A 23,457-nucleotide genomic window follows, 5' to 3' on the forward strand; every position below is an offset into this window, starting at 1 on the left:
ATGGAATTAAAAGATAAAATTTTAAAGCACTTTGAAGGGAAAGTGGTTAGAAAAGATTTAACGGCATTAGTAAAGGGCAGTAATCCAGTACCTGCATATGTGTTAGAGTATTTGTTAGGTCAACATTGCGCTGTAGATGATGATGAAATTATTAAGGCAGGTGTTGAGACGGTTAAAAATGTGATACAAAACAATTATGTGCACAGATCGGATGCTGAATTAGTAAAAGCAAGAGTAAGAAATACAGGAAGCTATAAAATCATTGATAAAATAAATGTAACCTTAAACGATACGCAGGCAAATATGTATGAGGCAGATTTTGCAAGTTTAGGTTTGCGCAAAGTCCCTATTGCAGATCAAATGGTATTGGATAATCCTAAATTATTGAGTGGTGGTGGCGTTTGGTGTATTTTAACCGTTGGGTATTCTCATGCAGACGATATTAACATGAGATGGATTATTGTAGATTTAAAACCTATCCAAGTTGCAAATATCAATTTGCCAGAATATATAAACTTAAGAAAAGAGTTTACAACTGATGAGTGGTTAGATTTATTAATGCACAGCATTGGCTTAAATCCAGAATACTTTAATAAGCGTGATAAGTTTATACAACTGTCAAGATTAATTCCACATGTTGAAAACAATTATAATTTTATTGAATTAGGCCCTAAAGGAACAGGGAAGTCGCATATATTCTCTGAATTATCGCCACATGGTGTTTTAGTTTCTGGAGGAGATGTCTCTAAAGCAAGATTATTTGTCAATAATACAGGAAAAGGAGCTATTGGTTTAGTAGGATATTGGGATGTTGTTGCCTTAGACGAATTTGAGCAAGAGAAGGGAGGTAAACGTACCGATGGTGATTTGGTGAAGATCATGCAGAACTACATGGCTAACCAAAGCTTTAATAGAGGTAAAGAAACGTATCAAGCAACGGCCTCAATGGCATTTATAGGGAATACGAAACACAATGTACCTTATATGCTGAAAAACTCTCACTTATTTGAATCCATACCTGAAGGCTATTTAAAAGGGGCTTTTTTGGATAGAATGCACATGTACATTCCAGGTTGGGAAGTGCGTATTTTAAAAACATCAGTATTCTCAACTGAATATGGATTTATAGTTGATTATTTGGCGGAACTGTTACGAGAACAAAGGAAGTATGATTTTTCATCCATTATGGATGACTATGTGACTCTTGATGGTTCATTGACCACAAGAGATAAAACAGCGATTAGAAAATCCTTTTCCGGATTGGTAAAATTGATTTATCCACATCAGGAGCTAACAGAAAAAGAAGTTTTAGAATTGTTAGATTTTAGTGTAGAAGGTCGTAAGCGTGTAAAGGATCAGTTGTATATCATCGATGAAACTTTTAAATCTGAACCTGTGGAGTTTAAGTATACTATTTTATCTAACGGAGTAGAAGTATATCCAGAAACACTCGAAAACTTAAACTATAAAGCAGCTGTTGAGGTAAAGGAAGAATCGGATGAAGAAGATTCTGGTCAAGTCCTTATAAAACCAAAATTAGATTTAAAACCACACCAAACGATTTTAAAAGACAATCAAACAGGGATTTCTTATAAAAAACTCTTTGCCGATTACCTTAAAGGGGCTAAAAATATTACGATTCAAGATCCATACATAAGGATGTATTATCAGTTTAAAAATTTATTAGAGTTTTGCATCATGTTAGGGAATAATAAAGATCCTGAAGATCAAATTAATTTGGAGGTAGTGACGTGGAATGATGAAGAATATTTGGAAGATTCTAGGTCTTCTTTAGAGGAATTAGCTCAAAATGTACAAAGTATTGGTGTTCATTTAACCATCCGTTTTGAGCGTCATCATGATCGCTTTATTGCAGCCGATAATGGTTGGAAAATTACGCTAGGAAGGGGTTTGGATATATTTGAGAAAATAGAAGAACGCTTTAGTGTGGCAGATATAGACCAAACTAGACGGAAATGTAAGTCTTGTGAGTTGACTTATTTAAAGATTTAAATTTTGTTATTATGAAAGATTTATTAGTTATTGGAAATATTATTAATAATGTAAAATGTGAAAGTTTTATGGATCCGGAAACATCTAGAGTAAGAGTGCGTCCATTGGAAGGACAAGGGTTACCAACAAATATTCTTATCGAATGTAGTTCTGAAGAACGAAAATCACATCCCGTTGGAACAAAGTTTAAAACGGAAAATGTGAAAGTCTGTAAAAAAACAGATGGAAGAATTTATTTGAGAGCTAAGGATCAATGGATTTGTAAAATTCAGAAAGTATAATCAAATACGCAGGTATACTGCATATATGTAAATCATATTTGCAAAGTTCTTTGAAAAACCTAAACCAAAAGTATTGAAAGTGTATGCTGGTTTGAATACTTGTATTTAAACAACGATCGGCATATTATCCCAGTCTATTAGATTGGGACGAAAGTAAGTAGGTAATTAAGTAATCTCTAATGTAATAAACCACATAAAAGAGAAATAATGTTGAAGTCTTAAATGAAATAAACATCATAAAGTAGCATCACATTAAATATGCTTAATTATTCAAATTATTGTTCAATTTATAATTCTTTTAAAAGTTTAAATCTTTAAATCTTTTGAAGTATTTATAAAGTCTTATCATACATAAAGAATATCGGTTTAGGTTTTTGAGGACTTTTTATTATGAAATTAAAAAAACAACATACAGAAGAAGTTAAGAATCAGTTTGCTCTAATTAAAAGCAAAAATGACATCGTTAATTTAATTAATTACGTTAATGAATTATTGTATGGTATAGATTATAGACCGTTAACAGAAAAAGGTTTTAATTTTTATGCAAATCCAAAACTTAGTAAAACAAGATATACATCATTTTGTATAAAAAAGAAAAGTGGAGGAGATCGAATTATCAACGCACCAGTAAATGGTCTTAAACATATTTTACGTCCGTTAAATATAATTCTGAACAGTGTAGCTGAACCACACCACAAAGCTACAGGTTTTGTAATTGGCAAATCGATTGTAGATAATGCTAAACAACATGTAGATAGCCAATATGTTTACAATATCGATCTTAAAGACTTTTTTCATGCATTTGATAGAAATCGTGTGAAATTAGGTTTTATGTATGCACCATTCAATTTTGGAGGAGATGCAGAACCTTTAGCTTTTAGTTTAGCTAGCCTTTGTACCCATCCTTTTGAAATAAATGGAGAGATGAAAACTGTTTTGCCACAAGGAGCACCAACCTCGCCAACAATAACTAATATATTATGTATAAAGTTAGATAGACGACTAAACGGTTTAGCTAAACGATTTATAATTAACTATTCTCGTTATGCAGACGATATTACATTTTCTTCTCAAACTAATGTGTTTAGAAAAGCAGAGTTTTTAGATGAACTTAATAGAATTATTAATGATCAGAAGTTCGAAATTAACCTAACAAAAACTCGCTTACAGCAAGTAGGATATCGTCAGGAAGTTACAGGACTTATTGTAAATACTAAAGTTAATGTAAATTCTAGATACATTAAGCAGTTACGTATGTGGTTATATTACTGGGAAAAATATGGCAGATTTAAGGCAGAACACATCTTTAAACAAGATTATAAGGTCGAAAAGGGCCATGTAAAAAAAGGACAACCTAATTTTGAAAATGTTCTTAGTGGAAAGTTAGAATATTTAAAGATGGTAAAGGGTCAAAATGATACTACTTATTTAAAGCTTAGAAAGCGTTTTGAATTATTAAAAACTAAAGATTCTAGTATTGAAAGAATATTAAGTGTTTGGGAAAAAGAAGGCATCAATGAAGCAATGTCACAATATCAATTAGAAAAATAATCGGTCTATGAATAAATATAGTTTCATAAAACAATTGTTAGAAAATGAGAAATTCAATTCTAATCAAAAGGATCGGTTTTTAAAGTTGGTATCTAAAGAGCTTGAGGATTCAGATGTTAGAGATAATGAATTAATTAAGGATGTTGAAGCGATTAAGAAAGAGTTAGGGTTAAGTGAAGAGGGTAATACAAATGGTTTACCAGATGATAGTTATTTATTTGATGATTGGGATTTTGGCAATGATGAAGATAAAGAAGAAGAAGATGATGGTCTAGTTAATGATAAAGAGCAAAATGACAAGCCAGAATTGAATGAGAGTAGAGTAGCGATTGAGATTTTGATGGAGAGTGCAGTGAAGAATGTAGACAATTCTGAAAAATCATCAATTAGAGAATCGGTTGTAGAAGTAGATAGTGATAAATCATTTGGATTAAAAGAATTAGAGAAGGCTTCTGTAAAAAACGCTGTTATAGTCGGAACAGAGAAAGATGCTTTAGAGATTTTAGAGGATGAGTTTATATCCAGTGATTTTAACAAAAAAAATCTAGAAACTTCATTAGACCTCAAAGAGGACAATAGTAATTATGATGAACTTCCCAATTACTATTATCCAAAAAGTTTATACACGTTTTTATTAAGATATAATCAAAATAAAATATTGAAATCAACATGTCATGATATTGATAGTGATGAGTTAGGAATTATTAAAGAGTATTGTAATACTGAAGATTATAATTTTAGTAAGCATTTAGAGAAAATTATCGAAACTTATGAAATTCATGAAAAAAAGTATTTTGCACCAGCAAGTTTGCAAACTTTATTTCGTGTGTATTTAACAGGTAAAAATTATAAAGGTGAATTGTCAAAAGGATGGACATCGGATGTAATAAAGATTAATTGGTCTTGTTTAGACTTAAAAAAGTGGAGTGATAAAAACCCAAATGTCCCGCCTAATCCTAGTGTTGGTATTGTAGAAGAACGAGAAAATACAGGCTATGAATTTGATAGTATTGAATCAAGAATCACAGGACAAAATTTACAATCATTTAGTGAGTTAGTTATTCATTTCAAGCACCTTTTTCATATTAGGAGCGACAACTCATTAAAATCACTCATTTATAGAAAGAATGAAGTTGAACAATGGCAAAATAGAATTGATTTTATAATTGAGGATAATACGTTTCCTAACAACATTGAGCATTTTACAGATATAGACAAACTTATTCAAGCCTATAAGAGAATTATTTTACTAGTTCTGGAAGTAGCAGAAATATATCAGTTAGAAAAACCAAGAGTAAAATTATCAGCATCCGTCGATAATAATAATTTTCAATTTTCAATTCATCATATAAATACAATATATCAAAAATCAATAGTTAATACAGAAGAGCGATTAGGGCAAAGCTATAGTCACTTGATTAGAAATCAAATCAATGGTTTGTGTGAAATGTATTTAAGGGCAGATTTTGGTCAAAATAAGTTTGCTCAAATTAATTTGTGGAATGGTAAACAAAGAAAGAATGAGCTGATTGTGGACAATGATTTTAAAGGTGTTGAACATTTGTTTGTTTTTCCAAAAAAATAAAAAAATGATTTATTTAATTGACGATAAAAGAAAAAGACAAAAGATTGATTTTGGTTTTAATGAAGACAAGATTAATAATTTTGTAAATGAATTAAGACCGATATATGACCTTCAAGAGTTAATTGTAAATTCTCAAAATATATTCAAAAAAGGAAATACAGTGCTATATCATGAATCTTTTTTAGATAATTCACTTTATTCAAATGAGGCATTAGACAAGAGAAAACATTTAGAGGAATTTGCGAAGACTAATAGCGATTTTAATCTCGTGTTTTTTAGTGGAAGTAAATCCAATCGTAATTTTGAAGATAATGTTGTTCACTTACCTGTCTCTATTCTTTATTCAAATTTAGAGGCATTCTTGTATCAAGTACAAGAAGAAGTTTTAGATTTAAATTTTTTGCTTTTTGGAAATAAGCCTGAAATTGAAAATGAGTTAAATGAGAAATTAAAGATAGCTTTAAGAGAAATAGAAGCTGAAGCTGCTAATATCCCTAATCAGAAATCTTTAGTTTTTAGAACGACGAAAAACTATATACAAAATGCAATTGAAAATGCTGAGGAAGAAACTTTATTTAATAAGGATATTTCCGATGCTAAATTCACGGATTATATTGAGAAATATTTAGATAAAGTTAAATACGATAACATATTTATTCCCTTGTGTTTTGGTTCTATTCTTTCTGATTATAACGGACTTCGTTTAGCAACATTAATTCGTTGCACAGATACAATGAATCAATTAACTAATGTTTATTTGTATGGTTTTGTTGGTATGGATTATATATTAAATCATGAATGCTTTAATATTTTAAAGACTAAAAATGTAAAATTAATACCATTTCAAAAGTCAGCATTTCAAAAAACAGCTTTAGAAGTAAAAGAGGTCCTTACAAAGGAAGAGTTACCAAATGAGATTCAAAAATTAAAGCTTAATATACCTAAAGATTTTGACGATAATCATGCGATAACTAATGAATGGGCCATTTATAAATGGAACTTTACAATACCTAACCCTATATATGATAAAATCGATGATGTTCTTGATACAGTTGAGAATAGACTTTATTTTAAATATTTACAAACACTCTACCCAACGTCTAAATTTTCTTCAATAAGAGAAACAGAGCTTAATTTTTTAAATAGTTTTAGTGGTAAAGTTTTACTTATTGACGATAATTACAAAAAAGGCTGGTTTGATATTTTTAAATCTTTATTTAAAGCGAGTAAAGATTTACAATTTGACAAGCTTGAAATTAATTATAGAACACTAAGTCGAGATCAAATTATAGAAGACGCTTACAATAGTATTATAGATACAAAAACCCAAGAGATAAATTATGATGTTATAATTTTAGATTTCAGATTACATTCTTCTGATAATAATGAAGTAAACATTGACTTAATTTCTGGTATGCAGATTCTAAACAAGATAAAAGAATTTAATCCAGGTATACAAGTCATAATATTTTCTGCCACCCATAGGATATGGAACTTACAATTATTACAAAATGCTGGTGCTGATGGTTTTGTGATTAAAGAAAATGTTGAAAATAGTTTGGATTCTGAGTTTTCAAAAAATAATATTATTAGTTGTTTAAACCTCATTAAGCATTCTTTAAAAAGAGAATATTTAAAGAAAATATGGCTAAATATAGATTCAATTAATACTAGCCTAAAGAGTAATCCTTTAAAAAAGTATTTTACCTCAAATTTTGAACTGTTAAAAGCCTTGAGTTATCAAAATCTTATTTTAGAGGAGCTTGAGTTATCATATACGATCCTTGAGTCTGAGCAAAAAAACAAATATGCTGTCGCAATGCTTTCAATGTATAAAATTATTGAATGTCTAGCCGATATTTTCGTCACTTCAGAAACTGCGAATGGAATACTGTTATTTTGGGATAATACAGAAGTAAAATTTTGTAAGTATTCAGATAGAACTTATACTTTGATTTCTAAAAACAATGTTATTTCCAGTCACTCATATAAATCTACAAGTAATAAAGTTCAGTGTCTAATTAGAGAAAAGTTGAATTTAGAAGATGATAATATTTCTCAATTTATTTTTGAGATTTCAAAATACAGAAATGACTATATTCATCCTGATAATAGATTTAATCTAACTAAATTAGAATCTAGTAAGATATCCAATTGGTTTGAAAAACTTAAAACGATTTTAATCAAAATGTAATGTGCAGATATATTGCATATAAACTATTGATTTTTGTGATAAAGAAATGAGGAATGAATATTTACAACTATTTTAAAAATATAAATCTAACAAGCGACCAACAATCCGCAATATGTGAAATTGAGTGCTTCTTTAATAATCAAAATCAAGTTTTTATTCTTCAAGGTTATGCAGGCACAGGAAAAACGACTCTTATTAAAGGTTTGTCTTCTTATTTAGCAAGTAAAAACAAAGCATTCGAGGTAATTGCGCCTACAGGCAGAGCAGCCAAGATTTTGCGAGATAAAACTGGCCATGGCAGAACTATTCATAGCACTATATTCAACTTAAAGGCTATTGAAGCAGTTAATGCAAACTCTAAAGAAGAAGCTGAGCATTCCGTTAAGTATCATTTTCCAATTGATCTATCAAATAATAATGAACGTATTTTAATAGTAGATGAAGCTTCAATGGTTTCTAGCAGAGAGTCGAAAAATGAGTTATTTGATTTTGGAACAAACATTTTATTGGCGGATTTGTTATCACATATTTTTGGGTCTAATAAGTATAATAAAGTGATTTTTGTTGGTGATCCTGCCCAGTTAGCGCCTGTTGGTGATAATAATTCTTATGCTTTAGATAAAGCTTATTTTGACAGCAAAGGTTATTCTTGTGATCTAAGCGTTTTGAAGGAAGTAAAGCGGCAAGAAGATAATCTAATACTTAAAAACGCAACAACTATTAGGTCAGTTTTAGAAAAAGAAAAGCGAAATGAATTAATTTTTGATTTTGATAATGAATCCTGTATAAAATTAAATGCAATAAATATCATTGACACTTATCTGGCCTTATTTCCAAATCCCGCAATAGGTGATGGTGTTATAATTTCATTTTCTAACTCTCAATGCTATCATTACAATGTTGGAATAAGAAACACTCTTTTTCCTCTGCAAAAAGGCATTTTAGCTGGTGATTTAGTTTTAATCAACAACAATAACTATCACACTTATGATACCGAATTATTTAATGGGGATATCGCCAAAGTTGTAAAAGTGTCTAATGTAATTGTTTCTCAGTCAGCACCAGTCTTTGTTAATAATTCCACAAAAAAGGAAAAGAAAACAATCACTTTAGAATTTAGAAAAGTGACGATAAGAGTTCCTAATTATGATGGAGAAATCGAATGTTATATTATTGATTCTTTATTAAATTCTATCGATAGAGATTTAAATGTTGATATGATGAAGGCGTTATATATCAACTTTGTAATGCGCTTTCGTGAAGAGCAAAATCGAAGAAAGTCATTTAAATTAAATTCTTATAAGGTGGGTTCAGAAGAATTTAAAACGGCCTTGAAAAATGATCCATTTTATAATGCATTAAGAGTTAAATATGGGTATGCTATTACGTGCCACAAGGCACAAGGTGGAGAATGGGATAAGGTTATTGTGGACTATTCAGGTCGAGTAGGTCTTTCAGATGACCCGTTGCGTTGGTCTTATACAGCAACAACGCGCGCTATAAATACGTTATATACGTTTAATGCGCCTTATTTTACGAGTTTCAGTAAACTTAAATTTTCAGCAATTACACAAATTGGAAGAATTCCGCAAAATACCATAAATTTTGAAGCAGTAAGTACGTCACCTTTTCACAATACTAATCAACATAAGGGCAAGAGCTTGAAGTACTGGGGTCTATTGGAAAAACTGGAACAAACAGATTTCAGAATAACCAATATTGAATCTAAAGGCGATTCTTTGGAATGTTATACTGTTGTAAATTCGAATAATTTAGAATTTTTATTGCAGGCTAGTCATAAAGGTTCAGGCCATTTTTTAGATACATTTAAAATTTTAAATCCAATAGGATTGGAGAAGGAACAAGAATTGAAAACTATCTTTAATTCAAGTGATAAACTAAATATTACTTTAAAATATTCACCAAGTCATAAAGCATTAGAAAATTTATATTCCATAATGCAAGATGAATGTAATCGTCTAGATATTTCTATTACAAATATCGAGGAACAAGTCTCGCAATACTATGTCAACTATTATCTGGTAACAGATGCTGTTTGTTCATATATCCAATTTTATTTCAATGGGAAATTTCGTTTTTCAACAGCAATGCCTAAAAGCTTTCAATGCGACGATGACAAAAAACTGATACAATTAATAGCTAAACTCACTAATTATGCCAGCTAAAGAAATCAAAGAACTAAGACAATCAGGTAAGTTAGAAGAAGCACTTATTATAGCGCAGGAAGAGCTAGACGCACAACCAGATAATATTTGGGGAAAGCGAAATATTAGTTGGGTCTATTATGAGTATATTAAGAGGAATGTTGCTGCTTCTAATTTTGAAGGATTTATCGATAATCTAACTAAACTGAAAGAGCTTAATTTACCTCAAGAAGAGATTATGGTTTTTGATACGACTGCTTGGCAAATAGGAAGTATGGTATTTAAACTGCAAGCCGCTGAGACTATTGATTATTCTAAAATAAATAAGGTATTTGATCTTGTAAAAGGTTTTCATTTAACAAAACCTTCTGAAAGTTATTCATTACTATATAAAGCTTTCCATAAAGGATATAAAAATTGGTCACGATTTATAGAGTTTGCTGATTGGTGGAATTTTGAAAATTTCAAAAAAGAAGATTATGATAAAACTGTTTATAATGATCGGGAGACAATGGCACTTGCAGATCAAGCTTATATTGCATATTCGAAGAAATTATTGGAGGGTCAACCTCTAGATGCCTTTGGCGCAATTAGAGAAGTTGATAAGGATAAAATAAAGCTTTTTATGCCCAAACTAGATAAGATTATTTCTGACCATCCTGAATATCAATATCCTCCATATTTTAAGGCTAAATTATTATTAGCTATAGGGGATGGCGACAATGTTCTGTCTGCTTTTCTGCCATTTGCCAAGCAGCAGCGTAATGACTTTTGGGTTTGGGACTTAATGGCAGAGATTTTTGAGAATGATGAAAAAGTACAATTTGCTTCTTATTGTAAGGCATTAAGTCTAAGAGCTCCGAAAGAATTTTTGGTTAAAACAAGACAGAAATTTGCCGAATTGTTGATTAAAGGAAAACATTATAAAGAAGCTAAAACGGAGATTCAAAAAATAATTTCGATAAGAGAAGAACATGGTTGGAAGATTTCCAATCAATTATCTGACTGGATGCAAAGTGATTGGTATGCAAATACAGAATCTCAGGCGAGTAACAAGCAGCTTTATGCTAAACATAGTATGGAAGCTGATGAGATTTTGTTTCAAGACACTCCAGAAAGCTGTATTGCAGTTGAGTTTGTAAATCATGATAAAAACGTTATCAACTTCGTTTCTGATCATTCTTTACATGGATTTTTTAAATATAAAGGTCTTAATATTAAACCTGAAATTGGAGACGTCTATAAAGTAAGGTTGCAACCTTTTGGTAATGAGGGTTTTTACAAGGCCTTGACCATTAAAGAAGTTGCAAAAGATGAGTATCAAGAATGTAAGGCGATTAAACAAGTTACCGGATCTATTAGAATAAATGATGGCCAAAACTTTGGTTTTTTAGAAGACGTATTTATTACACCAGGTCATATAGAAAATGGCAGTCTGAAAAATCAAGATGAAATAACTTGTAATGCTATTCAATCTTTTAATAAGAAAAAAAATGAATGGGGTTGGAAGTGTTTTAAGATTTTAAAGTATTAGTTTAGATATTGATTCTATTCTGAATATACTTGTACATTATCCATCAAATTGATCTTGAGTTCCTTTTTTAAAGATATTATACTGTCCTTGTAATTTTCTTGTCAAAACTTTTAGATGATTTTTGGTTACAGGTCTGATACTTTCGCTATCTATTAAAGTCTTAGTTACATTTATTACTAACACATCAATTACATTATGTCCAATTCCATGGGTAAATATTTTTTGTTTTGTTGCTGAAGGAAGGTCTTGACGAACTATTATTTCTTTAGATTTATCAGTAAAATGTTGGTTTGTTATTTTAACATGACTGGCTTTAGATCTAGAAGTCTAACTATATTACTTATATATACCTCGAATCTTTGATTCGAATTCTAAAAAAACCATAAAAAACCATATAAGAAAAGTATGATTTGTTAATAATTTCAGCTTGTCAATATTTTATTTTGTAGATAACTATTTTTAGTATTTTACTTCATATTTTTATTCTATTCCTATAATTTTATTGTTGTTAAAAACATAGAATTTAGAATTAATTATGAGTGCCTTTTTTGATGATTTTTATATCAACAATTCATTTATTTATAGCAAAATAGAGTCTACACCTAATATCGAAGAGGATTATGATAACTTCCTCGTTCTATTTTGTGATTTAACTGCTTCTGTAAATAACGGTTTATATCTTCAAACTATAGATGAAACCATTCCAATAAGAGAAGTTAATATTATGATTGAGTGTATGAAGGACTTAAGTAATTTTAATATATCTAAATACGCTTTGTATACAGCTTGTGAAGATTATTTAGTTAAAACTGAATGGTTTTTTAATTTAACAAACCAGAAGAAATTTGAAATTAGATTTGATTTTTATTCCAATGTTGTTTTAGGTATTCACCAAGCATTTTAAAGGTAAGTAAGAGTGACAGTAAATAATTGCTAATATTTTAATGACAAAACTAGATCTGATAATATTAACGTTTATCAAAAGTTATATTTAATTCACTTTTAAATAAACAACAATATTCATTTCTAAATCAAAATAAGGAAGTTGACCATGTGAATTCTGTTGTAAATTTTTTACTAAATGATAACGTCCTTGTAATTTTTCAGACAAAGCTTTTAAATCACCTTTGGTAGCAGGTTTATTGTGTTCTTTAGTAAATATAGCTTTAGCTGCATTTATTGCCAATACACCAGCAACAACGTTTCCAACTCCTGCGGTAGACATTTTTTGACTTGGTGGAGTAGGCTGGTTATTAGGAATTCCGATGTCATTAGACTTAGTCGTTAATTCTTTATTTGTTTTTCTAGCATGAAAGGCTTTAGAGCGACAAGTATCACTGCAATATTTTTGCACACGTCGTCTTTTTGGTTCAAACTCTTTAATGCAGTATTTACAGATATAAGATTCTAATTCTTTCATTTAGCGTAAAATAAACGTTTGTTTTACGCTAAATTATGAAAAAACAACGTTATTTTATGTTTATTTTGGTGAAATCAACATTAAAAATAGATTTTAATATGTATTGATCAGCTTCAATTTCGCTAATAGGTATGCTTTTTGGTTTAACGTTAACAGGTTTAACCTTTTTATTCTTAGTTTCTAACAGTTTAATAGGTGTGGAATCTTTTATTGATGTAACAACTTTGTCGAAGTTTTTATCGTTAAAATTTAAAAGACGTCTAAACTCAAAATGCGATTTCCATTTACCAAAATGCCTTTTCAATTCAATTTGGTGGTCTATTAATGTATCATATTGCAATTTTAAATATCCTTGCATTTCTGGTTGAAAATTTATAACATGATTCTTAGCTTCTTCACAGATAATATCCGTAGTTCTTATCCATGTGCTTAATTCTTTAAAATAGTCATCTATCAAATAATGAAAAGCTGACTTATCTAGGGTATTTCTTAGTTCTAATAATTCAAACACATTCGATTTAAATATTTTTGGTTTTTCTAAGATTTGGAGTAATTCGGTACAATGAATAATAGGTTTACTTTCACCCATACTATTGGTAATAAATAGTGTGTTTAATAATCCAAGTTTTTCCAAATTAGTTAAATCTTTTTTGGTAACTTCTTCAAATACTTGTCTTGGTAAAAAGAACAGTATGGGTTGCCTTATTGATTTAATTAAAACCTGCATGTCATTACGTAATGCCATATATTTTCTTATAATAGATTTGAATAATCCTCAGGCAACTCTACATCAATATCTCTAAGATACCTTTCTAGTGCTGTCATTGTAGAATGTCCTGTGATTTGCATTAATTTACTTTTAGCTTCAAAAGGGGAGGACTCTTTTACTAGTGCCCTGTAAACTTTTGTAATAAATGTATGTCTAAAACTATAAAGACCATAGTTATCGTTAAAACCAAGCTCATCTTTTACGGTTTTAAACCGTTTACTAAAATGATCTCTTCGGTTTAGTAAATTTGTTTTCCATTCGCCTCCTATATGTTTTGCACTAAATAAAAAATCTTCTTTATTGAGTTGAGATAAATCAGGTAATTCTTTAAGTAATATTGCAGGTAGGATTTTTGTTTTTAAAGCTTTGTTCTTCGCTTTAAACTGAATTGTTTTGTCCACTATATTTACATCTTTTACTTTAAGTCTGCATACTTCAATAGGTCTTGTAAAGCTATAAGCCATAAATTTTATGTAGAGTAACAAATGTGGATCATTAGTCTCTAGGTGCTTAAAAATTGCCTTTTGTTCTTTGTCCGTATACGTTTTGTGCCGTGTAGGTTTTGTTTTTAAACCGCTTATGAGTTTAATATAGTTCTTTTCAATAATTTCATTATCCTCTAAAACCTGAAAAATGCTACTAAAAACTGTTCTATAATTGTTTCGGTTTCTTGCAGAGCTTCTTAGTTGAACACCATTTAAAAATTCAACAATAATTTTTTTATTGAGTTGATTAATATTTTTTATTTTTTTATGGTTTGTTTTTAGCCATGCCTCTAAACCACGAAGTCTACTACCATAGTCTTCTAAAGATTTCTCACCAATTACGTTAGTTTTTAGTTCTAAAGCTCTCTCAAAAGTGACTTTAATCGTTATTGCTTTTTCTTTTTTAACCGCTTTTGGTTTTTCTACTAAAGGTTCAATAATTTTTGGCTTTAGCTTTTTCGTCTCATTTAATTTAGTCTGATGGAACTCCGTATTATCCTCAAAAGGGTCGTAGCCTTCTCTTAAAAATCGTAAAAGACGCTTTTTATAAAGACTAAGTGCCGCGTAGCGTTCTGCTTTTGTTTTGTATCTATTGGCTTTGCCATAGATGTTTTTCATACGTTTTAGCTTCCCTGTCTCAGGGTCTCGGAATGAGTAGTAGACATACCAACGTTGGCTAATATCACCCTTAGCATCAAAAATAGTTGGTATTGAAAATTTTGTTTTGTGTTCCAAATCGTGTTCCAAATCGTGTTCATTTTCAACATCGAAGGTAATCAATTCATAAATGGTATTCATAAAAAAACGGTTTAGAGTGAACTAAACCGTTGAATTTGAACAACTTAAGTATTTGTAGCGAGAACGAGAATTGAACTCGTGACCTCCGAGTTATGAATCCGACGCTCTAACCAACTGAGCTACCTCGCCATTATTTCGGCTGCAAATATAGAAACAAATTCTACGACAACAAACATAACATTCTAAAAAAATAATTTTTAATTTAAAGTTCCTAATTATTGTATAATTGTATATATTGAGCACATAATATTATGCAGTTATGGACGATAAAGTAAAATATGAAATGGAGTTTGTTATACAAGCATCTCCGGGATTAATATATACATATATATCAACACCTTCAGGCTTGTCAGAGTGGTTCGCCGATAATGTAAATTCTCGTGGAGAATTATTTACTTTTATTTGGGATGGCTCAGAAGAGCAAGCAAAATTATTAACTAAGAAAAATGGTGAGCGGGTAAAGTATAGATGGCTTGAAGATGATGAAGATGGTGCTTCTTACTTTTTTGAAATTAGAATTCAAGTAGATGAAATAACAAAAGATGTGGCTCTAATGATAACTGACTTTGCAGAAGAAGATGAGATAGAAGAAGCTAAAATGTTATGGGATAATCAAATTTCTAGCTTAAAGCAAGTTTTGGGCTCTCGATAAGTGTAACTAACTAATCTATATATATCTTTGTCTCGATTTAATTTTAAATAAGTCGAGACATTTTTATGGTAAATTTTAATGGAACTTTAGTTGCTCAAGACGATTCTAAAATCACTTCTGAGAATAGAGGTTACAAATACGGTGACGCACTTTTTGAAACTTTAAAAGTTGTAAATGGTAAGATTTTCTTCTGGGAAGACCACTACTTTAGATTAATGGCATCGATGCGTATACTGCGAATGAAGATTCCCATGAGCTTCACTATGGAATTTCTTGAAGCAGAAATCTTAAAAACAATTGAATCTAATAGCTTACTAAAATCAGCTGCACGCGTGCGCTTAAATGTAGATAGAGGAGAGGGTGGTAAATATTTACCTTCTGATACTGCAGATGTTTCTTTCAGCATTATTGCAGAATCCAATAGCAATCCATTTTATGTTATTGATGCTAATGCTAACTATGTTGTAGATTTATATAAAGACTACTTTATGGCGCCAGGTTTATTATCTGGCTTAAAATCTAATAATAAAGCCTTACAAGTAATAGGAAGTATCTATGCTAAGGAAAATGATTTAGATAACTGCTTAGTTTTAAATACTAACAAAAGTGTTATAGAAGCGCTCAATGGAAATTTGTTTTTAGTTAAAGGGGATAAAATTAAAACGGCTCCATTAGAAGACGGTTGTTTAAAAGGTGTTATGCGAAAGCAAGTTTTAGAAGTTTTATCTAAGGACGTAAATTTATTTATTGAGGAAACGTCTATAAGTCCTTTTGAACTTCAAAAAGCAGATGAATTATTTATTACTAATGTAATTAAGGGTATCGTTCCTATCACACAGTATCGTAAAAAAACGTATGGAACTGATTTTGCTAAGCGTTTGGTAGGTAAATTAAATGCGAAGTTACGTTTGGCTCAATTATAACTAGGATTCTCTGGTGCATTAGACCAAATGCAATAGTCACCACCAAGCTCTATCATCTTTTCGCGCCAAAACGAATTACAAGGTTTCGCTATAATCTCGTTATCATATATGTTTTCGGATACTAACCAAGCATTCGATTTTAATTCGTTGTCTAATTGTTGCTCATCCCAACCAGAATAGCCTAAAAAGAAGCGAATGTCAGTTTGAGCTATTTTATAATCATTTATTAAATTTAGTACGACGTTAAAATCACCTCCCCAAAAAATACCATTAGATATTTCTACACTATTTGGTATTAAGTCCGGTGACTTATGTATAAAGTAAAGATTGTCTTGATCTACTGGTCCACCATTGTATACAGTGAAATCCGACTCAGTACCTTCAACAAGGTCTTTAAGATTATATTCAAGAGGTTTGTTTAAAATAAAACCAACAGATCCTAAAGCATTATGATCGGCTAATAGTATCACAGCACGGTTGAATGATAAATCACCAATAATGGATGGTTCGGCAATTAATAAATTACCTTTTTCGGGTTTGGTCATTTTTTTATTAAGCTTTAAGTACTCTTAAATCTAGAGTATTTTTAGCAATTAAGCAACAAAAGCCTTTGAAATTAGAACAAAAAAAAGCCTACTCAATGAGCAGGCTCTGTATTTTAAACAAAAAATGTTTTAGTTTACTGCACCACTTAAGTCAGAACCTGCCTTAAATTTTACTACATTTTTAGCTTTAATTTTGATAGTTTTTCCAGTTTGTGGGTTTCTTCCATCTCTTGCAGCTCTTCTAGAAACTGACCAAGAACCAAATCCTACTAGAGATACTCTGTTTCCTTTTTGTAAAGATCCTTCGATATCAACTAATAAAGAGTCTAATGCTTTCTTAGCAGCTGCTTTTGTAATTCCAGCATTTTCTGCCATACCGTTGATCAAATCTGTTTTGTTCATAAATATTAATTTTAAATTGTTAAAAATATAGACTTTTAAATAGTGTTAATTAAAAATCCTTACACAAAATTATTAGGAATATTCATCTACGCAAGTAATAGCAAGGGAAATAGGCGATTTTGTTGATAAGTCATTGCATTTGTTAATAAAGAGATGCATTTTATCGGATTTTTTGCTAAACCAATGGTATCAAGGGTTTAGAGAAGTTTTGCAGTTTTAGAAAATTGGAACCCATTTAAAAGTGATTTTACTTCCATTTTACGCTTTCCTGGAAGTTGAATTTCTTTAATATCAATATACCCTCCATCACAGGCTACAAGCAACTGATTTTTCGTTGCAGAAATGTGTCCAAAGTCATAATTGTGTTTCTCATTTATTTTCTCTACAGCATATAACTTTACAGAAAGAAGCTCTTCTTCATTATTATCTAAATAACACCAAGCGGCAGGAAATGGATTTAAGCCACGGATTTTATTATAGATAACCTCTAGAGAAGCAGACCACTCTATTTTGCAATTATCCCTGTTGAGTTTATAAGCCGTTTTTAAATCTTCGGCCGTAGATTGTATCTCTGTAGTAGCTGTATTAGTCTCTATTAATTTTACCGTACTTATTACGAGTTTACTTCCTAGATGCATTAAATCGTCATGCAGTTCGCCTACAGTGGTTGTATTACCTATATTAACAGTATCACTTAGTAATATTGCACCAGTATCTATTTTTTCATCAATAAAAAAGGTTGTTGCACCTGTCTTTGTCTCACCATTAATTATTGCCCAATGAATCGGTGCAGCTCCTCTGTATTGAGGTAATAAAGAAGCGTGTAGATTAAATGTGCCATAGTCTGGCATTTGCCAAATAACCTTAGGTAACATTCTAAAGGCTACCACAATTTGAAGATTGGCATTTAAAGCTTCAAGTTCTTCAATAAAAGTATCAGCTTTTAAATTCTTAGGTTGTAAAACGCTTAAATTATGTTCTAAAGCAAATTGTTTTACAGCAGAAGCTCTTAACTTTTGACCACGACCAGCAGGACGATCTGGGGCAGTAATAACGCCAACAACATTATAATCATTGTCAATAAGTGCTTTTAATGTGCCTACAGCAAAGTCTGGTGTGCCCATAAACACAATTCTTATGTTACGTTTTGTTGTCATAAAAGTTTGTAAGTATTTGCTAGTGTTATTTTAATTTTTTTAGTTTCCATGAGTTCAGATAAACTTTTTAGAAGCTGTTGCTCAGAACACAAAATAGTTTGTATTAACTGTCGCGAAGATAAATCTTCATTCTGTAATGCACTTAGTATTTTACTTGAAATACTTAAATTTAAAGTATCATTTTTAATAAATTTTCCTTTTTCACAAACCGAACAGATTCCACATTTAGCTTTGGTTCGCTCACCAAAATACTTGAGTAATTGTTGACTTCTGCATTCGGTGTCGTTTTTGGTATAACTTAAAACAGCTTCAATCTGGTCGTGTTTTAATTGGTGTTGTTGTTCTATTATTTTTGCAATAGGATTTATAGTAATATCATCTTCTCGTGGTTTCAAAAAAGTAATTTCAGAATCCGTATTCGCCATCTGAAGGCTAATAATGCCATCCTTCTCTAAATATTGTAATTTTTCTATAACTTGTTTTTCTGAAAAATTCGATTTCTGAATCACCAAACTTAAATTTACTTTGGTTTCGTAGTCAAAAATCCCACCATAAGTACGTAGTAAAACTTTAACAAGCACATTGAGGTCTATATGCGTTTCTAAATATTGAAACAATGCGGCATTAGAAATTACAAACTGAACCTTAGTTCTAAAATTAAAGTGTTGTGTTAGGGTTATTATAGCATTTCTATCTAGTAACAGTAATGCATTATACGTCATACTTGCACTTAGATTATAATTACTGCAAAATGATTTAAAATCGAATTGATGTGTACTGTTTTCGCCTTCACCATAAGAGATTTGAAAATAATTACAGAGCTTATTATATACCACCTTCAAAAAATCGATTGACGGAAGTGTTGCTAAAAATTGGTTTCGAAGATGATCCTCATCAATACGCTGTTTTAAAACAATAGCATGTGCAAGTTCACCATTTCTGCCAGCTCTGCCTGCTTCCTGATAATAACTTTCTAAACTTTCTGGTAAATTATAATGAATTACTGTTTTTACATTAGCCTTATCAATTCCCATCCCAAAAGCAGTAGTAGCAATCATTATGGGCTTTTGGTCATTAGTCCATTGTTGTAAACGTTCTTGCTTTTCTTTGTTAGTAATACCACCATGGTAGTAGGTAGAGGCAAAACCTTTAGATTCTAAATAATTATGAATATTGGTTGTAGCTCTTCTATTTCTCACATAAATTATTGAAGATCCTTTGTACCTGTTTAAAATATATTCTAGTTGAAATAACTTATCGTCGGTATGTAAAACACCGTAAGCAATATTGGGTCTTCCAAATGATGCTTTATAAATTTTTGGATTTATAAAATCGAGATTAGTTATGATATCAGCAACCACATTGTGCTTAGCCGTAGCAGTTAGAGCAATGCAATTGGTATGAGGATGCAGTTCTCTTAACGTATTTATATTTTTATAAGCAGGTCTAAAATCATTTCCCCATTGGCTAATACAATGTGCTTCATCAATAGCAATTAAATTTACTTTCATTTGCTGAATGCGCTCTTGCACTAAAGGTTGCTGTAAGCGTTCGGGTGATAAGTATAGAAACTTATAATTTCCATAAATACAATTATCTAATTGCGTATCTAAATCTTTATAAGATAAACCAGAGGTTAAGGCTATAGCTTTTATACCTTTTTGTTTTAAGGTATTTACTTGGTCTTTCATTAAAGCAATTAATGGAGAAACAACGATACATATTCCGTCTTTAATTAATGCAGGAATTTGAAAACAAACAGATTTACCTCCTCCAGTAGGTAATAAAGCAAATGTGTCCTCATTTTCTAAAACAGAAGTAATGATTTCTTCTTGTAATGGTCTAAATGACGTGTGATTCCAGTATCGCTCTAAAATTTCTATCGGATGCATTACTGTAAATTTAAGAGGTCTAGAATAAAATCCGTCCTATTTTCGATACTTCCGAAGGGTACATCTATAAGTTTATAACCAAAACGTTTGTAGGTATTAAGTAAATGATGATGTATCTTAATAGCTTCTTCAAAACTTTCATAGCGCTCACTATCGCTAGTAAAAATCTCTTGCCAAGGTTCTAATATAAAAATATAATCGTATTGATGTGTATCGCAAGTCGTTATAAAATGTTTGGGATAGGTGTCACCAATATAATCCATATACGCCAATACATCAGGCAAACCTCTGTCTAAAAAAACAACGTTTTTGGTTTCTTTTTCTGCATCCAAGAATTGTTGTTTTCTACCTTCCAATAATTTCTCGCTAAATAATAGAGGTTCAGTTAAAAACAACTGTTCAATACCATCTTTTCTTGCTTGGAGGGTAACTTGCCTAGAAATTTCATCATAGCATGTATACTCAAGTGATTTCAAATGAGCAATAATGGATGTTTTTCCGGTACCTGGGCCACCAGCTATAACGACTTTTTTTGTATTCAAATTGGCAATATTTTTGCGGTAAAATTCGTGATAAAAAATTAGACAGAAAAATGTAAAGTTAAATGTATCTTTACAATCGAAAAATTTTACAATGAATAATTCAGAAAAAACAGAAGAATTTTACGAAAAACTAAAATCACAATTATACGATACAACCCTTTGGCCTGCTGAATATTTGTACAAGTTTATTGTTCTTACAGAAGGAGAAGGAGTAAAAGCTATTAAAGGTTTGTTTAATGATTTAGGTGCTGTTATAAAGACTAACGAATCTAAGAAAGGAAAATATACAAGTGTTTCCATAAATGTGAGGCTTAAAAACCCAGAAGCAGTAATTGCAAAATATAAGGAAGTAGCTAAAAATATAGAAGGTGTAATTTCCCTGTAAAAAATAGGTTTGTGCTTGGTAATTTTTTGTACTTTGCAGCAAAACCTATATATACTACGGGTTAAAAATTATTTACTACACATTTTGACGATTTTGATTGACGATTTAGAATACAACACAGAACGCGAACATTTAATTATACCAGAGTACGGACGTCATCTGCAAAAGATGATTAACCATGCTAAGACCCGCGAAACGAAAGAAGAACGAAATAAAGTTTCAAAAGCTATAATTTCCGTAATGGGAAATCTACAACCACATCTAAGAGATGTACCAGATTTTCAGCATAAGTTATGGGATCAGTTCTTTATTATGGCAGATTTTGACATAGATGCAGATTCTCCATACGGTATGCCTTCAAAAGAAGAAATACAAGCAAGACCTGAGACTTTAGAATATCCGCAAAACCATCCTAAATATCGCTTTTATGGTAATAACATAAAGACAATGATAGACGTAGCTGTTAGCTGGGAAGAAGGAGACTTGAAAGAAGCTTTAAAATTTACAATTGCGAACCATATGAAAAAGTGTTTCCTTAATTGGAATAAGGACACTGTAGAAGATGATGTGATTTTTAATCACTTATTTGAACTTTCAAGTGGTAAACTAGACCTTAAAAGCAGTGATGAAAAATTAAGTGATTCTACAAGTTTGATGCGAACTAAAACTAAGTATGGCAATACTAATAGTAAAAGCAATTCAAATAAAAAGAATAATAATTTGAATAAGAAAAAATATTCCAATAATAGAAAACGTTACTAGAAACGTATGGGAACATTTAAAATAGAAGGCGGCCACCAATTAAAAGGTAAAATTCAGCCTCAAGGAGCAAAAAACGAAGCTTTACAAATTTTGTGTGCAGTGCTCTTAACTGCAGAAGAAATTAAAATAGATAACATTCCAGATATTATTGATGTTAATAAACTCATTGCTTTACTAAAAAAGCTAGGAGTAAAAATCAATAAAGTAGGTAAGGGGTCTTACACATTTAAAGCAGATGAAGTAAATTTAGACTATTTAGAGTCTGAAGAATTTAAACAAGATGGAAAAGGCTTAAGAGGTTCTATTATGATTGTAGGTCCTTTATTAGCACGTTTCGGTAGAGGTTATATTCCTAAGCCAGGTGGTGATAAAATAGGCCGTCGTCGTTTAGATACTCACTTTGAAGGATTTATTAATCTTGGTGCAAAATTTCGCTACAACAAAGAAGATTTATTTTACGGAGTAGAGGCTGATAGATTAAAAGGTACTTACATGCTCTTAGATGAAGCTTCTGTAACTGGTACTGCCAATATCGTAATGGCAGCTGTTTTAGCAGAAGGCACTACTACAATTTATAATGCTGCTTGTGAGCCTTATTTACAACAACTCTGTAAAATGTTAAATCGAATGGGAGCTAAAATCTCTGGTGTTGGTTCTAACATGTTAACTATAGAAGGTGTAGATGTTCTTGGCGGCACTGATCATAGAATGTTACCAGATATGATTGAAATTGGTAGTTGGATTGGTTTGGCAGCAATGACTAAAAGTGAACTCACAATTACTAATGTAAGTTGGGATGATTTAGGTCAAATTCCTAATGTGTTTAGAAAAATTGGAATTACCGTAGAGCGTCAAGGTGATGATATACATATACCAGCACATAAAGATGGTTACGAAGTTCAGAATTATATTGATGGCTCTATATTAACTATATCAGATGCTCCTTGGCCTGGGTTTACTCCAGATTTATTGAGTATTATTCTAACGGTACTAACCCAAGCAAGAGGTAGTGCGGTTGTTCACCAAAAAATGTTTGAAAGCCGTTTATTCTTTGTTGATAAATTGATAGATATGGGAGCAAAGATTATTCTTTGTGATCCGCATAGAGCGACCATTATAGGTCATGATTTTAAATCAACTTTAAAAGCTACAACAATGACATCGCCAGATATTAGAGCTGGTGTATCGTTACTTATTGCTGCATTATCTGCGAAAGGAACATCTATAATTCATAATATTGAACAAATAGATCGTGGCTACGAAAATATAGATGAACGTTTAAGGGCTATTGGAGCTAAAATTGAGCGTACCGAAGGCAACTAGATATCTAAAATAATAGATAAAAAAAAAGCTTCAAGTTTAATCTTGAAGCTTTTTAGTTATTAACGGACTGAAATTTTAT

Annotated in this window: 21 protein-coding genes and 1 tRNA gene; 13 read left to right on the forward strand and 9 right to left on the reverse strand. The window is 30.8% G+C overall.

Features of this window, described 5'->3' with window-relative positions:
• The 8 genes from brxL (at position 1) to B2U95_RS15185 (ending at position 12,227) form a co-directional block, all read left to right on the forward strand.
• Entirely contained in the window at positions 1 to 2,013 is a 2,013-nt protein-coding gene (brxL, locus tag B2U95_RS15150) for a BREX system Lon protease-like protein BrxL (protein WP_296317633.1), read from the forward strand.
• Positions 2,014 to 2,024: 11 nt separating this feature from the next.
• The gene (locus B2U95_RS15155) at positions 2,025 to 2,294 is read left to right on the forward strand and encodes a hypothetical protein (RefSeq protein ID WP_296317635.1); all 270 of its coding nucleotides are present in this window, start codon (positions 2,025 to 2,027) and stop codon (positions 2,292 to 2,294) included.
• A 390-nt stretch (positions 2,295 to 2,684) separates the two neighbouring features.
• Complete coding sequence (locus B2U95_RS15160; RefSeq protein WP_296317637.1) at positions 2,685 to 3,845, forward strand: reverse transcriptase domain-containing protein; 1,161 nt, start codon at positions 2,685 to 2,687, stop codon at positions 3,843 to 3,845.
• Between the two features lie 7 nt (positions 3,846 to 3,852).
• Positions 3,853 to 5,430 (forward strand): hypothetical protein, encoded by a 1,578-nt coding sequence (locus tag B2U95_RS15165; protein WP_296317639.1) that lies wholly within the window; start codon positions 3,853 to 3,855, stop codon positions 5,428 to 5,430.
• Positions 5,431 to 5,434: 4 nt separating this feature from the next.
• Positions 5,435 to 7,624: a response regulator gene (locus B2U95_RS15170; protein ID WP_296317641.1), complete on the forward strand. Its 2,190-nt coding sequence runs from the start codon at positions 5,435 to 5,437 to the stop codon at positions 7,622 to 7,624.
• Between the two features lie 53 nt (positions 7,625 to 7,677).
• Positions 7,678 to 9,810, forward strand: coding sequence for an ATP-dependent DNA helicase (locus tag B2U95_RS15175; protein ID WP_296317642.1), 2,133 nt, complete (start codon positions 7,678 to 7,680; stop codon positions 9,808 to 9,810).
• Entirely contained in the window at positions 9,800 to 11,323 is a 1,524-nt protein-coding gene (locus B2U95_RS15180) for a tetratricopeptide repeat protein (RefSeq protein WP_296317644.1), read from the forward strand. Before B2U95_RS15175 ends, B2U95_RS15180 begins: the two co-directional genes overlap by 11 nt.
• A gap of 535 nt (positions 11,324 to 11,858) precedes the next feature.
• Positions 11,859 to 12,227, forward strand: a complete 369-nt coding sequence (locus tag B2U95_RS15185) for a hypothetical protein (RefSeq protein ID WP_296317646.1) — start codon at positions 11,859 to 11,861, stop codon at positions 12,225 to 12,227.
• An 87-nt stretch (positions 12,228 to 12,314) separates the two neighbouring features.
• On the opposite strand, the gene B2U95_RS15190 is transcribed toward B2U95_RS15185, so the two are convergent.
• From B2U95_RS15190 to B2U95_RS15205, 4 genes are all read right to left on the reverse strand, one after another.
• A complete protein-coding gene (locus tag B2U95_RS15190) occupies positions 12,315 to 12,743 on the reverse strand; it encodes a hypothetical protein (RefSeq protein WP_296317647.1) in 429 nt (142 codons plus the stop codon).
• 49 nt (positions 12,744 to 12,792) lie between these two features.
• The gene (locus B2U95_RS15195; protein ID WP_296317648.1) at positions 12,793 to 13,488 is read right to left on the reverse strand and encodes a hypothetical protein; all 696 of its coding nucleotides are present in this window, start codon (positions 13,486 to 13,488) and stop codon (positions 12,793 to 12,795) included.
• An 8-nt stretch (positions 13,489 to 13,496) separates the two neighbouring features.
• Positions 13,497 to 14,795, reverse strand: a complete 1,299-nt coding sequence (locus B2U95_RS15200) for a tyrosine-type recombinase/integrase (protein ID WP_296317650.1) — start codon at positions 14,793 to 14,795, stop codon at positions 13,497 to 13,499.
• Positions 14,796 to 14,850: 55 nt separating this feature from the next.
• A tRNA-Met gene (locus B2U95_RS15205) sits at positions 14,851 to 14,924 on the reverse strand.
• Positions 14,925 to 15,054: 130 nt separating this feature from the next.
• Between B2U95_RS15205 and B2U95_RS15210 the strand changes: the two genes are divergently transcribed.
• A complete protein-coding gene (locus B2U95_RS15210) occupies positions 15,055 to 15,447 on the forward strand; it encodes an START-like domain-containing protein (RefSeq protein ID WP_296317652.1) in 393 nt (130 codons plus the stop codon).
• 65 nt (positions 15,448 to 15,512) lie between these two features.
• Positions 15,513 to 16,370 (forward strand): aminotransferase class IV, encoded by an 858-nt coding sequence (locus tag B2U95_RS15215; protein WP_296317654.1) that lies wholly within the window; start codon positions 15,513 to 15,515, stop codon positions 16,368 to 16,370.
• On the opposite strand, the gene B2U95_RS15220 is transcribed toward B2U95_RS15215, so the two are convergent.
• The 5 genes from B2U95_RS15220 to B2U95_RS15240 form a co-directional block, all read right to left on the reverse strand.
• Positions 16,361 to 16,915 carry a YqgE/AlgH family protein gene (locus tag B2U95_RS15220; protein ID WP_296317657.1) on the reverse strand — a complete coding sequence of 185 codons (555 nt, stop codon included), beginning with the start codon at positions 16,913 to 16,915 and terminating at the stop codon, positions 16,361 to 16,363. The two genes, B2U95_RS15215 and B2U95_RS15220, sit on opposite strands and share 10 nt — an antisense overlap.
• A 129-nt stretch (positions 16,916 to 17,044) precedes the next feature.
• Positions 17,045 to 17,317, reverse strand: a complete 273-nt coding sequence (locus tag B2U95_RS15225; RefSeq protein ID WP_296317659.1) for an HU family DNA-binding protein — start codon at positions 17,315 to 17,317, stop codon at positions 17,045 to 17,047.
• Between the two features lie 197 nt (positions 17,318 to 17,514).
• Positions 17,515 to 18,474, reverse strand: a complete 960-nt coding sequence (gene fmt / locus B2U95_RS15230) for a methionyl-tRNA formyltransferase (RefSeq protein ID WP_296317661.1) — start codon at positions 18,472 to 18,474, stop codon at positions 17,515 to 17,517.
• Positions 18,471 to 20,366, reverse strand: coding sequence for a RecQ family ATP-dependent DNA helicase (locus B2U95_RS15235; protein ID WP_296317664.1), 1,896 nt, complete (start codon positions 20,364 to 20,366; stop codon positions 18,471 to 18,473). Before B2U95_RS15235 ends, fmt begins: the two co-directional genes overlap by 4 nt.
• Positions 20,366 to 20,908: an ATP-binding protein gene (locus tag B2U95_RS15240; protein WP_296317666.1), complete on the reverse strand. Its 543-nt coding sequence runs from the start codon at positions 20,906 to 20,908 to the stop codon at positions 20,366 to 20,368. Before B2U95_RS15240 ends, B2U95_RS15235 begins: the two co-directional genes overlap by 1 nt.
• A gap of 91 nt (positions 20,909 to 20,999) precedes the next feature.
• On the opposite strand from B2U95_RS15240, the gene B2U95_RS15245 reads away from it, so the two are divergent.
• From B2U95_RS15245 to murA, 3 genes are all read left to right on the forward strand, one after another.
• Positions 21,000 to 21,293, forward strand: coding sequence for a DUF493 family protein (locus B2U95_RS15245; protein ID WP_296317667.1), 294 nt, complete (start codon positions 21,000 to 21,002; stop codon positions 21,291 to 21,293).
• Between the two features lie 93 nt (positions 21,294 to 21,386).
• The gene (locus B2U95_RS15250) at positions 21,387 to 22,055 is read left to right on the forward strand and encodes a DUF4290 domain-containing protein (protein WP_296317669.1); all 669 of its coding nucleotides are present in this window, start codon (positions 21,387 to 21,389) and stop codon (positions 22,053 to 22,055) included.
• Between the two features lie 6 nt (positions 22,056 to 22,061).
• Complete coding sequence (gene murA, locus B2U95_RS15255) at positions 22,062 to 23,378, forward strand: UDP-N-acetylglucosamine 1-carboxyvinyltransferase (protein WP_296317671.1); 1,317 nt, start codon at positions 22,062 to 22,064, stop codon at positions 23,376 to 23,378.
• Positions 23,379 to 23,457: the final 79 nt, after the last annotated feature.

The sequence above is a fragment of the Winogradskyella sp. UBA3174 genome (assembly GCF_002364335.1).
Taxonomy (GTDB): Bacteria; Bacteroidota; Bacteroidia; order Flavobacteriales; family Flavobacteriaceae; genus Winogradskyella.